The following is a 13,154-nucleotide window of genomic DNA, read 5'->3' on the forward strand; positions in this document are numbered from 1 at the left end:
GTTCATGACCTCCACCGAGTCCTTCACCCTTGAGGTGGCCGACACCACGGCCGCCCACCGCTTCTACACCGCCTTCGCCCCGGACGTGCAGGTCCGCCTGCGGGCCTCGGAGGCACCGACGACCGGCTTCCGCGGGTTCGCGCTCTCGCTCACCGTCCCCCGGCCGGCCGACGTGGACGCCCTCGCAGGCGCTGCCCTCGCCGCCGGTGCCACCACCCTGAAGCCCGCCTCGAAGTCGTTCTGGGGCTACGCCGCCGTCGTGCAGGCCCCGGACGGGACGGTCTGGAAGCTCGCGACGTCCGCGAAGCGGGACGCCGGCCCGGCCACCGGGCGGATCGACGACGTCGTGCTCCTGCTGGGGGTGGCCGACGTGTCCGCCACCAAGCAGTTCTACGTCGGCCGCGGCCTCGCCGTGGCCAAGGGCTTCGGCAGCAAGTACGTCGAGTTCGCCACTCCGTCGAGCCCCTTCAAGCTGGCGCTGTACGGGCGCCGCGCCCTGGCCAAGGACGTCGGCGTACCGGTCGACGGCTCCGGTTCCCACCGGCTCGTCATCGGGGGCACCGGCGGGCCCTTCACCGACCCCGACGGCTTCGCCTGGGAGGCCGCGGTACCGGCCACGGCTTGAGCATCGGGCATCGGCAAGCGGGCCGTCGGCTGATCCATCGGCGACCGGCCGCCGGCGACCCGGCCGCCGGCGACCCGGCCACCGGTCCCCCGGTTTCGGCACCGCAGCAGCCCCAGGCCGTCGGCCTGGGGCTTTGCCACGGGGCAGATCAGCGGCCGGTGGCCGACCGGGCCTCAGGCGGTCTCCCGGACGAAGCGGCGCAGCTCCGCGCAGAGGGCCCCGGGATCGTCCAGCTGGACGAGCGTGCCGGCCTTGGGGATCTCCACGTACCGTCCGTGCGGCAGCAGTTCGGCGAGCCGCCGCCCCGTGGCGGGCGGCATCATGCGGTCCTCGGCTCCCCAGACGACCAGCGCGGGCCGGTCGAACTCCGCGAGCTTCTCCGCGGCCTGAAGGTAGGTGTCCTTCCGGGTGCTGCGGCAGAACTTCGCGAGATCCCGGCGGATCGCACGCCGGCTGAGCAGGGGCCGGTACCAGCGCCGGACCAGCGCGTAGGGGATCGGGCGCCGCGCCATCCCGCCCAGCGAGCTCCCCATCCGTACGAGGAAGGGGACGCGGAAGGACTGCAGCAGCAGGAACAGGCCGCCCGGGATCCGGGAGGCCGCGTACAGGGTCCTGCCCTGGATGCCCGGCGGGTAGTTCTCCAGCGCCTCGCACGAGGTGAGCACCAGGCGGCCGACGCGTTCGTCGCGCACGCCCACCAGGAGCTGGGCCGTGCCCGCGTCGTTCTGGACCAGGGTGACGTCACGCAGTCCGAGCCGCTCCAGGAACTCGGCCAGGAGCGCGGCGACGCCGTGCGCCGAAAGGTCCGCGTCCGGCCGCATCGGCCTGCGATGGCTGCCGATCGGCAGTACGGGCACCACCACCCGGAAATCGGCCCGCAGTTAGCGTACCACCTCGTCCCAGACCGACTCGTCGAAGCCGAGCCCGTGGACGAGCACCACGACCTCCCCGTCCCCGCCCGTGTCCGTGAAGTCGATGACGCCTGCGCTCAGTTCGATCTCGGACAAGGTGGTACCTCCGACTTGATAGACCGATCTAGTGAGAGACTATCGAGCGTGAGAACCACGGGCGACACCAGAGCGCGCATCGTCACCGCCGCGACCGAGCTGTTCCGGCGGCAGGGCTACGCCGCCAGCGGCATGAAGCAGATCGTCGCGGCCGCCGGCGCCCCGTACGGCTCGGCCTACCACTTCTTCCCCGGGGGCAAGGCGCAGCTCGGCGAGGAGGTGATCCGTACGTCCGGGGCGGCCTACCTGGAACTGATCGCCGGCCTCTTCTCCCCGGCGCAGGACGCGGACATGGCCACCGTCACCCGCGACGCGTTCACGGCCGCGGCGCAGACCCTGCACGAGCTCGACTTCACCGACCCGTGCCCCATCGCCACCCTCGCGCTGGAGGTGGCCGGCACCCACGAACCGCTGCGCCTGGCCACCGCGGAGGTCTTCGCGAGCTGGACGGACGGGCTCGCCGCCTTCTACCGGGCGGGCGGCATCGCCGAGCCCGCCGCGCACGAGACCGCGAGCTCCGTGATCGCCCTGCTGGAGGGCGCGTTCATGCTCGGCCGCGCCGCGCGGAGCACCGGCCCGGTGCTGGCGGCGTCCCGGGCCGCGGAGGCCGTCGTCCGCGCGGCGCAGTCCGGGGCCGCCGCTGCGCCGGCCGACTCGTAGGGGCGCATGGCCGGGGCGGGCGGGCAGGCGGGCGGGCCGGGCCTGGCGTCGTCAGGCGCGGGCCGGTGTCCTCAGGGAGGCGAAGACCAGCAGCGCGAACGCGGCCACCGCGGTGGCGGTGCGAATGTCGTTGAAGGTCTCCCAGTGCCGCAGGACCTCCGTGTGGTCGGCCGGGGCCGAGCCGTGTGCCCACTCCTTGATCCGGCTGTTGATCGGGACGTTGCCGAACCGGGTGACCAGGAGGGAGGTGAGGGCCAGCAGGCCGGCCCCGCCCGCGAGCAGCCGCGTACGGCCGTGGGCCACGGCGGCGAGGGTGAGTGAGCTGACGATCGACACGCCCATCGCCGCCTGCATGGTGATGCCGTTCATCTTCATGAGTTCGGTGTGGAACGACAGGCGTATGTCGAGTGGTACCGCGTTGAAGGTGGGGACGAGGTTGGCCGCCCCGTACCCGAACGCACCGGCGAGGAGTCCGGTGGAGAGGAGGGCCAGGCCCAGCAGAAGGCGTGTGCGCATGGTCGTCGGCTCCTGTGCGTCGGTGCTCACGGTGAGTTGGCGGGGCGGCGGGAAGGCGGGCGCGCAGGGCGCGTGCGCGAGTCTGCATGCCTGCATGCATGCCTGCCTGTGGACAAGGGTCCGGGCTCTCCCGCGACAAGTCCAAGAAGAAGTGCTTCTCGGAAGGAGAAGGACGGGTTGTCGGGGTGGGCCCTCCGCGGAACCGCTTACGGAGTTCGGCCACAGGATCCCCCGCCCTCGGCAAGACTGGGCCGTGCACGCGTCCGCTGAGGCCCGAGAGGCCCGCCGGGAGGAAGCCGCCCATGTCACCCATGCTCGCCAAAGGCGGTAACGCCCCGCTCCCCGGAGGGCGTTGCTCCGTCACCGTGACCGCCACCGCGCCCGCGGCCGCGTCCGACGTCTGCGCCGTACTCCTCGCCAAGGACGGCAGGGTGCGCGGTGACGACGACCTGGTCTTCTACAACCATCCGGCACAGGACGGGGTGGTCCTCGGCGGCCGGACCATCGTCGTGGACCTGCCGGCGGTACCTGCCGCGGTGGACCGGATCGCGATCGTGGCGGGCATCGACCCGATGCTGCCGGCCGCTCACTTCACGCCCGCCGACACCCCGCGCGCGGTCATCGACTGCGGGGGAGTGCGGATCGGGTTCGACCCTCCGCCGTTCACGCTCCGGGAGACGGCCGTCGTGCTGGTGGAGATCTACCGGCGCGAAGGCGCGTGGAAGGTACGGGCGGTCGGCCAGGGCTGGGACACGGGCCTGGCGGGTCTGGCGACCGCCTTCGGCATCCAGGTCGACGATGCGGGACCGGCTGCGGCTCCGGCCGCGGCCCCGGTTGCGGCTCAGGCCGCGGCCCGGGCGGTGGCCCCGGCGGTGACCCCCGTCCCGGCTGTGATACCGGCCGCGCCCCCGGTTCCGGCGGCGGCGATGAGCCTGGAGAAGGTCCAGCGGGCGGCACCGGGACTGGTCAGCCTCTACAAGGCCGCCCAGGTCTCCCTGGCCAAGAGGGGGGTCATCGGCCAACGCGCCGCCGTCTACCTGGTGATGGACCACTCCGGGAGCATGAGCGGGTTCTACCGCGACGGCACCATGCAACAGCTGGCGGAACAGGTGCTCGGGCTGTCGGTCAACCTCGACGACGACGGCATAGTGCCGCTCATGTTCTTCTCCAACGGAGTCGACCTGATCGCGGACCTCAACCTGGAGAACTACCGGGGCCGGATCGACCGCCTCCACGCACCGCTGGACTGGGGTGGCACGTGCTACGCCCCGGCGATGCGGGCCGTCATCGACCACTACCAGGCCACCGGCGCCCGTGATCCGGCGTTCGTGGTCTTCCAGACCGACGGAGAGCCGTTCGACCGCAAGGCGACCAGAGAACTGCTGCGCAGCGCCAGCGTGTTGCCGATCTTCTGGCAGTTCGTCGGATTCGGGTCCCAGAACCTCCGCTTCCTGCGCAGTCTGGACACCCTCGACCGGCGGACGGTCGACAACGCCGGCTACTTCGCGGCGGGCCGGCAGCCGTCCGCGCGCTCGGACGCGGACCTCTACGACCGCCTCATGAAGGAGTTCCCGGACTGGCTCGTGGCCGCCCGGGCGGCCGGGGTGATCCGATAGGCCACCGCCGCCCGGATCCCCGTCCACGAACGGTGCGCGGGGAGCCCCGTCACTTGCCGTCGGAGAAGTTGTGCACGCCCCACCAGCCCGAGGAGTCGTGGTAGAGGCCCACGCCGACCTCGGTGAAGTCCGGGTTGACCTGGGCCTTGTAGTGCCCGGAGCTGTGGCGCCACATCGACTGGAACTTCTCGGCGGCTTCCTGTGCGGTCATCGAGGCGTCGCTGAACCAGACGATGTTCTCGCCGGTCCAGGTGCGCGAGCCCGTCTTCAGGTAGGCGCGGTCCGCTGACGAGGAGTGGGCGAAGCCGTTGTTCCTCATGTGCTCGGCCCACTTGCGGGCGAAGTCGCCGAGGTCCTGCCGGAGCGTCAGCGGGGGCCGGCCGACGGCGGCCCGTTCGCCGTTGAGCAGCTGCAGGGACAGCGCCTGGGCCGTCGCGACGTCCTGGGTCGTGGTGCGAGCGCCGGGCACCTTGGGGTCCGGTCCCGTCGGACCGCTTCCCGGAGCAGTGCGGGTCGGGGGTGCGGTGGGCTTGGTGGCGCCCTCCGTGGCTGCCGCTCCGGAGCGCTGCCCCGCGTCCTTCGTCTGCGCGGGCGGCGCGGACACGGGTGCGGACGCCGGCGCGGATGCCGGGGCCGACGCGGTGGCGCCCGGGCCCGCCGTCGCCCCGGCCGCCGGACCGCCGGCGGCGGTCGTGGACGCCGTGGCGGCCGACAGGCCGTCCGCCGCGTCCGGCCGGCCGGCGAGTGCGGAAGGCGAGCCCGTCGCGGCGGTGCGCTCCGGGGCCCCGCCGGATATGAGGGCGTAGGCACTGCCGGCCCCGGCCAGCAGCACCACGGCGGCCGCCGCCATCAGAGGAGTCCGGCGACGGCTCTTGCGGTGGCCGCCCGCCGCGCCGTGCGCGCCGCGCGCCCGGCCCCGCCGGGCCGGTGCGGCACCGACACCGTCCGAGCGGGTGTCCGTACCGGCGTCCGCGTCCGTGCCGTACGTGAACTCATCGTCGTGATAGCGCATCGCATCTCCTCGAAGGTGACGGCCCACCTGGCCTGACACTGAAGGAGACCCGTGCGCCGGGCGGCGATAACACCTTTCTCGCAGGGAATGTGCGGCCGGCCCCGTCCCGTACGCGCACGCGGCTCCCCCCCATCGGGTAAGGAGCCGCGGCGTGCGGGGCGTGTGTCAGTCCGCCGACGGGCGCCAGGACCGTGCCAGCCGTGCGGCGCCCCAGGCTCCCCAGAGCCAGACGGTGACGGCCATGACACCGGCTCCGGCCAGGGCGCTCTGGAGCATGCCCCCCGTTCCGGTGTGCTCGCTGGTGTAGGCGACGGCCTGGACGGGGGTGGCGAGCCAGTAGTGCATGAACAGGCCGATCAGCGCGGCTGAGGCGAGCGGCACGAGCAGCGTGAAGAACGCGGTGCTGAGGTAGATGACCCTGTTCCCGGCGAGAACGCTGACGGCGTTCACCTGACGGGCGAACCGGAGGAACTCGGCGAGGTTCGTCACCATGATCGAGATGATGATGACGACGACGGCGAAGGTCCCGTACAGCATGACCCAGCGCCCGTTGAGGTCGTCCATGTTCGCCGAGGTCAGCCAGGAACCGGCGATGGTCTCCACGGGCACGGTCATGCCGAGGTGCCGGTTCGCCGCGGCCTTGACCGCGGGCAGCGACAGGTCGCGGCCCTTGTCGCCGACCAGAACGAGGGTGGGGCCCTGCGGCTCCGCGGACTCCCTGGCGTAGATGCCCTGGCCCGGCGTGTCCCAGGTGGCGAGTGCCAGGACCCGTGCGTCGGGGTGGGTGCGCCCGATCTCCGTGGGCTGCGCGGAGCACGGGAGGGCGAGGCGCTTGAGCGCCGTACACGGACCGTTGAGCTCGGCGGTGGACTTGGCCTGGTCCACGCTGAGTCGGAGCATTTCGACCCCGTCCGGCAGCTCCTCCAGGAAGGCCCGGGGTACCGGCTTGTCCTGGTTCAGTGAGACCAGTACCGCGCTGCTGCCCACCCTCTGTACGGTGTGCTGCGCCTGGACGGCGGGTCCGGTGTTGAGCGTGGCCCAGAGCTGGGTCTGTCCCACGAGGACGAACGCGATGACGACCCCCGCCGTGAGGCGGACGGTGGCGCCGGGCCATGCGGCCGCCCACCGGCCGGCCAGCAGGCCGCCCGGCCAGCCGCGCCGGTGGCTGAGCGACGCGAGGCCGTTGCCCGCGGCCACGGCGCCGAGCCCGATCAGCGACGGCAGCGTGAGGATGGTGCCGCCGACGCCGATCACGTACACGAGGAGCCTGGTGCCCGAGCTGCTGGTCAGCCCCGGCCCCTGCACCGCCACGAACAGCATGAAGGGGCAGAGGTAGGGCCACCAGCGCGGCAGGCGGGTCCGGAACAGACGCGGCCTGACCCCGTCGCGCCGGTCCTGCCGCGGGTGCAGCAGCAGTACGCAGGCCAGGACGAGGAACGCGGCCAGCAGGGGGGCGGTGAGCAGGGCCCACGCCCACTGGTGGGTGTCCGCTTCGGAGACCGTGTAGCCGGTGAGGGGAACGCGGGTGTCGCCCACCAGGATCCAGCAGGAGGCGGCGAACCCGAGTGCGGCGCCGGCCCCGACGGCGAGCAGCGCTTCACCGGCGTTGACGACGGCCCGCACGCGGCGGCCTCCTCCGAGGGCTTCGAGGAGGGCCGTGCGCTGGTCCCGGGCGTCCGAACCGGCGCGGGCGGCCGCGGCGATCAGTGCGGAGACCGGCAGGGCGCCCATGAACGCGGTGAGGGCGAAGAGGAAGTAGGCGGGCTTGGAGAACATCACCTCGCCGATGCCGAGCGGCTTCGGCGTGCCGAATCCGGTGGCCGGCCACATCCTGGACGTGTCCGTGCTCTCGAAGGGCCGCACATAGGCGAACCACTCGCCGGGGCTGGCCAGTCGGCGCGGGTCGATGGTGCCGGCGAGGCTGCCGAAGCGGGTGTCGATGCCTTCACCGCGTCCTGCGGCGAGCAGGGCGGGGGAGAGGACGGCCTGGCCGGGTCCGGGCCAGGCGGACAGCCCCGGCGGGACGGGGGCGTCCGGTGTGAGGGGCGTGATGTAGACGACCTGGTACTGCACGTTGTCGACGACGTCGAACGCGGGCTTGTACAGCAGGCGGGCCCGCTCACCGCTGTTCTCCGCGACCTGGACGGGGGACCGGGCGGCGTCGCGCAGGTCACGCCCCTCGTAGGCCGCGTGTATCAACGTCATCGTGACGAGGACGAGGCTGGCGGCGAAGGTGGCGCAGACGAGCGCGACGGCCCGGATCCTGCCCGTGGAGGCCGCGCGGCCCGTGACCATGCCGATGCGGAGCAACTGCCGCCACAGGGGTGCTCCGGTGCTCATCGGGCCTCCTGCGGGACGAGCTTGCCGTCCACGAGGTGCACGGTGTCGTCGGCGAGCGCGGCGACCTGCGCGTCGTGCGTCACGACGAGGAGGGCGCACGGCCAGCGCCGGGGCACGTCGAAGAGCAGCTCGGCCACCGCGGTGCGGTTCGCGTCGTCGAGTGCGCCCGTCGGCTCGTCGGCGAGCAGCAGCGACGGCTGGTTGACCAGGGCGCGCGCGACGGCCGTTCGCTGCCGTTCGCCTCCCGACAGGGTGCCGGTCGGCCGGTCGTGGCGCGGTACTCCGAGACTGCCCAGCAGTTCCGAGGCGGTCTTGTAGGTCTTCTTCCGGTCGGCGCCCGCCAGCAGCCCGGCGAGGGCCACGTTCTCCACCGGCGTCAGCTCGGGAAGCAGCTCACCGAACTGGAAGACGACGCCGATGTGGCGGCTGCGGTGGCGCGTCTGCTCCCTCCGGCTCATCCGGCCGAGGTCCGAGTCCGCGACCCGCACGACACCCTCCGGCTTCACGAGTCCCAGGGCGCAGGAAAGCAAGGTGCTCTTTCCGCTGCCCGAAGGTCCCATGACGGCGACGGAATTCCCTTCGTGGAGGCGCAGGTCGATTCCGTCGAACAATGTCCTGTCGCCGATCCGGTGCCGAAGCCCGCTGAACTCCAGTGCAGGTGTCTTCGGGGCCGACGTACGCGGTGAAGCGTTTTGCATTCTCTACCATCCGGAAAAAGGTGTGGGGCCGCCGGTATCGGCGGCCCCACACAAAGACTTCTGCTTAGCTCGTGCGCTCCACGTCACACTTGTCCGGCGCCCAGCCCACGGAGATGCAGCCCTGCACCATCCACACCGTGTTTCCGGCACCACTGGTGGCGGTCGTACCGGAACCACCCTTGTTGTGCAGCGTGTAGGGGTATCCGTCGCTGTTCTTGCGCGAATAGCGGACGTATACCGTCATGCCGTCCTGCTTGAGGTCCGTCACCGCGGCACGGGTGTTCGTGCCGTAGGAGTAGCCGCGGACGGCATTGTCCTTGGTGGAGCTCAGGTCAATCGCCATGGCCGGAGAGCTGCAGATCACAGCCGCGGCACCCAGGCCGAGCGCGATCATCCCGGACTTCTTCATCTTTCCCATCCCCGCTTTTCCTTCCACTTCAGCCTTCGCGCTTCACGTCGCACTTGTCGGGCCAGCCATCGATCGACACGCAGGCCTGGATCACGTAGATCGCGCCTCCCGCACCACTGGTCATGGTGGTTCCCGAGCCGCTCTTGTTCCAGAGTGCGTACTGCTCGCCGCTGGTTTCCCGCTTGTAGTTCACATAGACGGGGTGACCGTCCTGCTTCGTGTCCTTGACCGCGACGCGCGTGTTGGTCCCGTAGGAGTACGCGTGCACCTGCCCGTCCTTCGACGAGCTGAGGTCGATTGCCATGGCGGGCGAGCTGCCGAGCACGGCAAGGGCCCCCACGGCCACGATGACAGAGGTTTTGGTCTTCACAGTTCCCCCAGAAAAATAATGGGCACGTGGTTGCGGTGTTGGTCGCAACCTTGGCGCCGGAAAGTGAAGTTAACACAAGATCAACTTGTTTACTTCTGCACTAAAGCGCCGCGAAATTCAAGGGGTCTTATGGGGCTTTCTATTCCGTACTGTCCTTCTTGCCGCGCTGGATGTGGTGTGTCCGGAATGCCGCCCGTTCTCAACGCGCCGCGGTGGTACCGCCGATCCGGGCCGCACGGTCCGGAGCTCCGAACCACCGCGACAGGGCGTCGGCGAGTCCGGCCACCGTGTCCGCGGTGTCCGCCGCGTCTCCTGTGCCCGGCGTGGCCGCGCCGTCCGGAGCGTCCTGGGAGGCTACGGCGTCCGGCGTGGCCCCGGCGCCCCCGGCGCCGGCCGCCCACGCGACGATTCCGTCCGGGCGCACGAGCAGTCCGTTATGCCCCGTTCCGTTGCCCGGGCGGGCGGCGGTGACGACGCGCACGCGCTCGCCGTACCCCGCCGCGTGCGCCCTGAGTTCCGCGTCGTCGGCGAGGTCGAGCAGCAGTGCCCGGCCGTCGTGGAGCAGGTCCGCGAGGTGCGTCCCGTCGGTGAGTTCGAGATCCGGGGCGCTGCGGCCGACCAGCGGATGGCTGCCGGGAAGGCCGGGAAGGTCGTACCGGTGCGAGACGCCGGCGGTCTTCTTGGCGAAGTACGTGGTGCCGGCGGCGGACCCGGTCAGGTCGGCGACGACACCGCGCAGCGCGCGGGCCTGCGGTTCGGGCCGCATCAGGGCGATCTGCGCCCGGGTCCAGTCGAGTACCCACGCCCCGACCGGGTGCCGTTCGGCCGTGTACGAGTCCAGCAGCCCCTCCGGCGCGTGCCCGCGTACGACCGCGGCGAGCTTCCAGCCGAGGTTCATCGCGTCCCCGATCCCGAGGTTCAGTCCCTGGCCGCCGAACGGCGAGTGGACGTGCGCGGCGTCCCCTGCCAGGAGGACCCGGCCGGCGCGGTAGTCGGCCGCCTGGCGCGCGTTGTCGGTGAAGCGGGTGGCGGTGTGCACCCCGGTGATCGTGACGTCGGTGCCGGAGACGCGGCGCAGACTCCTCTGCAACTCCTCTGCGGTGACCGCCGTTTCCCGGTCGGCCGGCGGGCCGTCGAACTCGACCGTGAGGATGCGGCCTGGCATCGGCCCGTGTACGTACACCCCGGTGTCCGTGTGGTTCCAGCCGGTCCCCAGCGCCTCGGAGCCGGTCATCTCGACGAGCGCCTGACGGCCGGTGATCTGCGGATCCGTACCGGGAAAGGCGAACCCGGCGAGCTTGCGGACCGCGCTTCGGCCGCCGTCGCAGCCGACGAGCCAGGCCGCGCGCACGGCTTCGGCCGAGCCGTCCGCGGCCCGGACCACGCGGACCTCGGTTCCGCCCTCGTCGGCGTCGAACCCCGTCAACTCGGTGCCGCTGCGCACCTCGACGCCGAGCCGGCGGGCCCGCTCGGCGAGTATCCGCTCGATTTCCTGCTGCGGTACGAGGCTGACGTCCCGAGCGGGACCGGCGTTCACGAAGTCGGGGTCGGCCGCGTCCAGCAGCTCCCCGTTCAGCATGATCCCGGCGAAGTGTCCCGAGAACCGGGCCGGCGGGCGAGGGGGCGGTGCGTCCGCCCGGCCGGTCTGCTGTCGCCGTGCGCGTGCGAACGCCTGGAACCGCTCGGCGGAGCGCTGCTGGACCTCGGCCAGCGCGGGCAGCATGCCGCGCCGGTAGAAGGCCTCGGCGGTCGCGGTGTTGACCGACCCCGCCTTGATGGTCGGGTCCACTTCGGTCCGCCGCTCGACCACCACCACGCGTGCGCCACCGAGCCGGAGCTCGCAGGCGAGCATCAGTCCTACGGGGCCGCCTCCGGCCACCACTACGTCGAAGTCCGTGTTCATGGCTTTCACTGTAGTCACTAAAACTTTAGAGTCGCTATAGTGTTGTCTGTGACCGAGGAAACCGAGAAGCACGGCTCCGGAAAGCGCGCGGCCGACGGGGCGTTGACCTTGCGCGAGCGCAAGAAGCGCGAGACCCGGCAGCGGATCTCGGACGAGGCGACGATGCTCTTCGCGGCGCGCGGCTTCGACCAGGTGACCGTGGCGGAGGTGGCCAGGGCCGCCCAGGTCTCCACGATGACGGTCTTCAACCACTTCCCCCGCAAGGAAGACCTCTTCCTGGACCGCATCCCCGAAGCCGTCGAGCTCCTCACCGCCGCGGTACGGAACCGCCCGGCCGGCGAGACCCCGCTCGCCGCACTGCGCGCTCTGCTGCTCCGGCTCCTGGACCAGCGCCATCCGCTGGCGGCGGTGAGCGACGACTTCCCGTACTTCTGGCGCGTCGTGCTGGACTCACCCGCCCTGCGGGCGCGGGCGCGCGAAGGCGTCGAGGAGGTGGAACAGGCGCTGGGGGACGCGATCGCCGAGACCGCCCCCGGCGGTGACGGCCCCGGCCCCCGCCTCGCGGCGGCACTGGCCATCGCCGCGTACCGGGCCGTCTACGTCGCCACGGCCCGCCGCCTGCTCGCGGGCGAGCGCGCGGCGGACGTGGCCGACGACCACCGGTCGCGGGTGAACGGCGCGTTCGACGCCCTGGAGCGCGCCCTTCCTCCGGCGCCCCGATGACCGCGACCCAACGCCTGTGGTCAGGCGTCCGACTCCCCGTCGAGGACGCACTCCACTAGGCCCGGGGCACTCCTGGGCCGTCACCCCCCCCCGACGGCGCGGCGCCGGCCGGTTCCGCGGGGCTTGACGGAATCCGGACGGCGCAGCGCCCGCCCGGCCCCCTCCGGGGGCGGCCGCCGGAGCGGGGCGGGACGTGCCTGCCGTGGGCCTACGCGTCCACTGCCGCCGGGTCGAGGGAGTCGGCGTCCTCCATGAAGGACAGCATCCGGGCGTTGATCACGTCGGGGTGGTCGATCTGCGGGCCGTGTCCGCTCGCCGTGATGATCTCGGCGCGGGCTCCGCGGACGAGGCGCGGTACGCGTTCCAGCTGGCGCTTGGGGTGCACGAGCAGGCTGTGCTTGCCCATGATCAGGTAGAGCGGGGTCCGGATGGACCGCAGCGCGTCCTCCGTCAGCGGCAGCGGCGCGGGGCGGCGGATCCGGTACGCACGGGCGCCGAGCTGGATCCACTTGCGCATCTCGGGGATGGCGAGGACCGGCTGGTCCAGCCACTTCGCGAGCCGGGGGCGCAGCGCCTTCGGGGCAAAGGTGGCGAACAGGCTGATGAAGATCCAGACGAAGAAGCGCAGGCCGACCTTCTCCAGGCCGCCGGGGTCGAGGGCGGTGACCGAGGCGAGCCGTCCGGGCCGCAGGTGGGCCTGGTTGAGGACGAGCCAGCCGCCGTAGGAGGAGCCGACGAGGTGCACCCGGTCCAGGCCCAGCGCGTCGAGCGCCTCGTCCATCCACTGCGCGGCGCGCTCGGGCTGCCACATGGGCTCGCGGTGGACGCTGCGGTTCGCGTCACCGGGGGTGTCGAGGGCGTAGACGGGCCGGTCGAGGCTGAGCCCGGGGGTGTTGGGGAACCACATCGCCGAGCTGTAGCCGGCGCCGTGGATCAGGACGATCGGGGTCCGGGACGCGGCGGCGGGATCCGCGGGCCCGTACCGGTAGACGTGGGTGGTGCCGAAGCTCGTCTCCACGTCCGTCTCGGATCGGGCGGGCGCCCCCATCGCGCGGAGCACGTCCTCGGCGGCGAAGTAGCGGTCGCGCAGGGTGTCGTTGACGTAGCGGCCGACATCGCGGCGTACGCGGGCGGTGTTCTCGGGCACGGCGGCACCTCCTGGGAAGATCCGTTCTTCGTGGTACGACCGTATCATCAATGTGGTACATCGGTACCATGAAGGTGGTTCGGACAGCGGAGCGCGAACCCACCATCGACAGGCGGAGACACCGGAAC

General features: G+C 71.9%; 12 protein-coding genes and 1 pseudogene. 4 read left to right on the forward strand and 9 right to left on the reverse strand.

Annotated elements, in window-relative coordinates:
- The first annotated feature begins 4 nt into the window (after positions 1–4).
- A complete protein-coding gene (locus DEJ51_RS17575; RefSeq protein ID WP_150258447.1) occupies positions 5–625 on the forward strand; it encodes a glyoxalase in 621 nt (206 codons plus the stop codon).
- A 173-nt stretch (positions 626–798) separates the two neighbouring features.
- On the opposite strand, the pseudogene DEJ51_RS17580 reads toward DEJ51_RS17575, so the two are convergent.
- Positions 799–1,632: pseudogene (locus DEJ51_RS17580) on the reverse strand (alpha/beta fold hydrolase).
- A 48-nt stretch (positions 1,633–1,680) separates the two neighbouring features.
- Between DEJ51_RS17580 and DEJ51_RS17585 the strand changes: the two are divergent.
- Positions 1,681–2,292 carry a TetR/AcrR family transcriptional regulator gene (locus tag DEJ51_RS17585; protein WP_150258448.1) on the forward strand — a complete coding sequence of 204 codons (612 nt, stop codon included), beginning with the start codon at positions 1,681–1,683 and terminating at the stop codon, positions 2,290–2,292.
- 51 nt (positions 2,293–2,343) lie between these two features.
- Here the strand turns inward: DEJ51_RS17585 and DEJ51_RS17590 are convergent, their stop codons facing one another.
- Positions 2,344–2,808, reverse strand: coding sequence for a DUF1772 domain-containing protein (locus tag DEJ51_RS17590; RefSeq protein WP_150258449.1), 465 nt, complete (start codon positions 2,806–2,808; stop codon positions 2,344–2,346).
- Positions 2,809–3,110: 302 nt separating this feature from the next.
- Here DEJ51_RS17590 and DEJ51_RS17595 point away from each other — a divergent pair, with 302 nt between their 5' ends.
- Complete coding sequence (locus tag DEJ51_RS17595) at positions 3,111–4,424, forward strand: VWA domain-containing protein (protein ID WP_150258450.1); 1,314 nt, start codon at positions 3,111–3,113, stop codon at positions 4,422–4,424.
- 49 nt (positions 4,425–4,473) lie between these two features.
- On the opposite strand, the gene DEJ51_RS17600 is transcribed toward DEJ51_RS17595, so the two are convergent.
- From DEJ51_RS17600 to DEJ51_RS17625, 6 genes are all read right to left on the reverse strand, one after another.
- Positions 4,474–5,436 carry a CAP domain-containing protein gene (locus tag DEJ51_RS17600; protein WP_150258451.1) on the reverse strand — a complete coding sequence of 321 codons (963 nt, stop codon included), beginning with the start codon at positions 5,434–5,436 and terminating at the stop codon, positions 4,474–4,476.
- A 165-nt stretch (positions 5,437–5,601) separates the two neighbouring features.
- Positions 5,602–7,776, reverse strand: a complete 2,175-nt coding sequence (locus DEJ51_RS17605; protein ID WP_150258452.1) for a hypothetical protein — start codon at positions 7,774–7,776, stop codon at positions 5,602–5,604.
- Positions 7,773–8,474: an ABC transporter ATP-binding protein gene (locus tag DEJ51_RS17610; RefSeq protein WP_150258453.1), complete on the reverse strand. Its 702-nt coding sequence runs from the start codon at positions 8,472–8,474 to the stop codon at positions 7,773–7,775. Before DEJ51_RS17610 ends, DEJ51_RS17605 begins: the two co-directional genes overlap by 4 nt.
- 64 nt (positions 8,475–8,538) lie before the next feature.
- Positions 8,539–8,892 carry a hypothetical protein gene (locus tag DEJ51_RS17615; protein WP_150258454.1) on the reverse strand — a complete coding sequence of 118 codons (354 nt, stop codon included), beginning with the start codon at positions 8,890–8,892 and terminating at the stop codon, positions 8,539–8,541.
- Between the two features lie 19 nt (positions 8,893–8,911).
- Positions 8,912–9,253: a hypothetical protein gene (locus DEJ51_RS17620; RefSeq protein ID WP_150258455.1), complete on the reverse strand. Its 342-nt coding sequence runs from the start codon at positions 9,251–9,253 to the stop codon at positions 8,912–8,914.
- 199 nt (positions 9,254–9,452) lie between these two features.
- Positions 9,453–11,156, reverse strand: coding sequence for an FAD-dependent oxidoreductase (locus DEJ51_RS17625; protein WP_150258456.1), 1,704 nt, complete (start codon positions 11,154–11,156; stop codon positions 9,453–9,455).
- A 48-nt stretch (positions 11,157–11,204) separates the two neighbouring features.
- On the opposite strand from DEJ51_RS17625, the gene DEJ51_RS17630 reads away from it, so the two are divergent.
- The gene (locus DEJ51_RS17630) at positions 11,205–11,879 is read left to right on the forward strand and encodes a TetR/AcrR family transcriptional regulator (RefSeq protein WP_223835852.1); all 675 of its coding nucleotides are present in this window, start codon (positions 11,205–11,207) and stop codon (positions 11,877–11,879) included.
- Positions 11,880–12,087: 208 nt separating this feature from the next.
- Here DEJ51_RS17630 and DEJ51_RS17635 read toward each other — a convergent pair whose 3' ends face one another.
- Positions 12,088–13,026, reverse strand: a complete 939-nt coding sequence (locus DEJ51_RS17635; RefSeq protein ID WP_150258457.1) for an alpha/beta fold hydrolase — start codon at positions 13,024–13,026, stop codon at positions 12,088–12,090.
- Positions 13,027–13,154 lie beyond the last annotated feature (128 nt).

It is taken from the genome of Streptomyces venezuelae (assembly GCF_008642275.1).
GTDB classification, from domain to species: Bacteria; Actinomycetota; Actinomycetes; order Streptomycetales; family Streptomycetaceae; genus Streptomyces; species Streptomyces venezuelae_E.

Excerpts from the sequence above, each read along its gene's own strand:
- DEJ51_RS17575 (WP_150258447.1), top strand. The coding sequence starts at position 5 with ATGACCTCCACCGAGTCCTTCACCCTTGAGGTGGCCGACACCACGGCC.
- DEJ51_RS17590 (WP_150258449.1), bottom strand. The coding sequence starts at position 2,808 with ATGCGCACACGCCTTCTGCTGGGCCTGGCCCTCCTCTCCACCGGACTC.
- DEJ51_RS17595 (WP_150258450.1), top strand. The coding sequence starts at position 3,111 with ATGTCACCCATGCTCGCCAAAGGCGGTAACGCCCCGCTCCCCGGAGGG.
- DEJ51_RS17600 (WP_150258451.1), bottom strand. The coding sequence starts at position 5,436 with ATGCGCTATCACGACGATGAGTTCACGTACGGCACGGACGCGGACGCC.
- DEJ51_RS17605 (WP_150258452.1), bottom strand. The coding sequence starts at position 7,776 with ATGAGCACCGGAGCACCCCTGTGGCGGCAGTTGCTCCGCATCGGCATG.
- DEJ51_RS17610 (WP_150258453.1), bottom strand. The coding sequence starts at position 8,474 with ATGCAAAACGCTTCACCGCGTACGTCGGCCCCGAAGACACCTGCACTG.
- DEJ51_RS17615 (WP_150258454.1), bottom strand. The coding sequence starts at position 8,892 with ATGGGAAAGATGAAGAAGTCCGGGATGATCGCGCTCGGCCTGGGTGCC.
- DEJ51_RS17625 (WP_150258456.1), bottom strand. The coding sequence starts at position 11,156 with ATGAACACGGACTTCGACGTAGTGGTGGCCGGAGGCGGCCCCGTAGGA.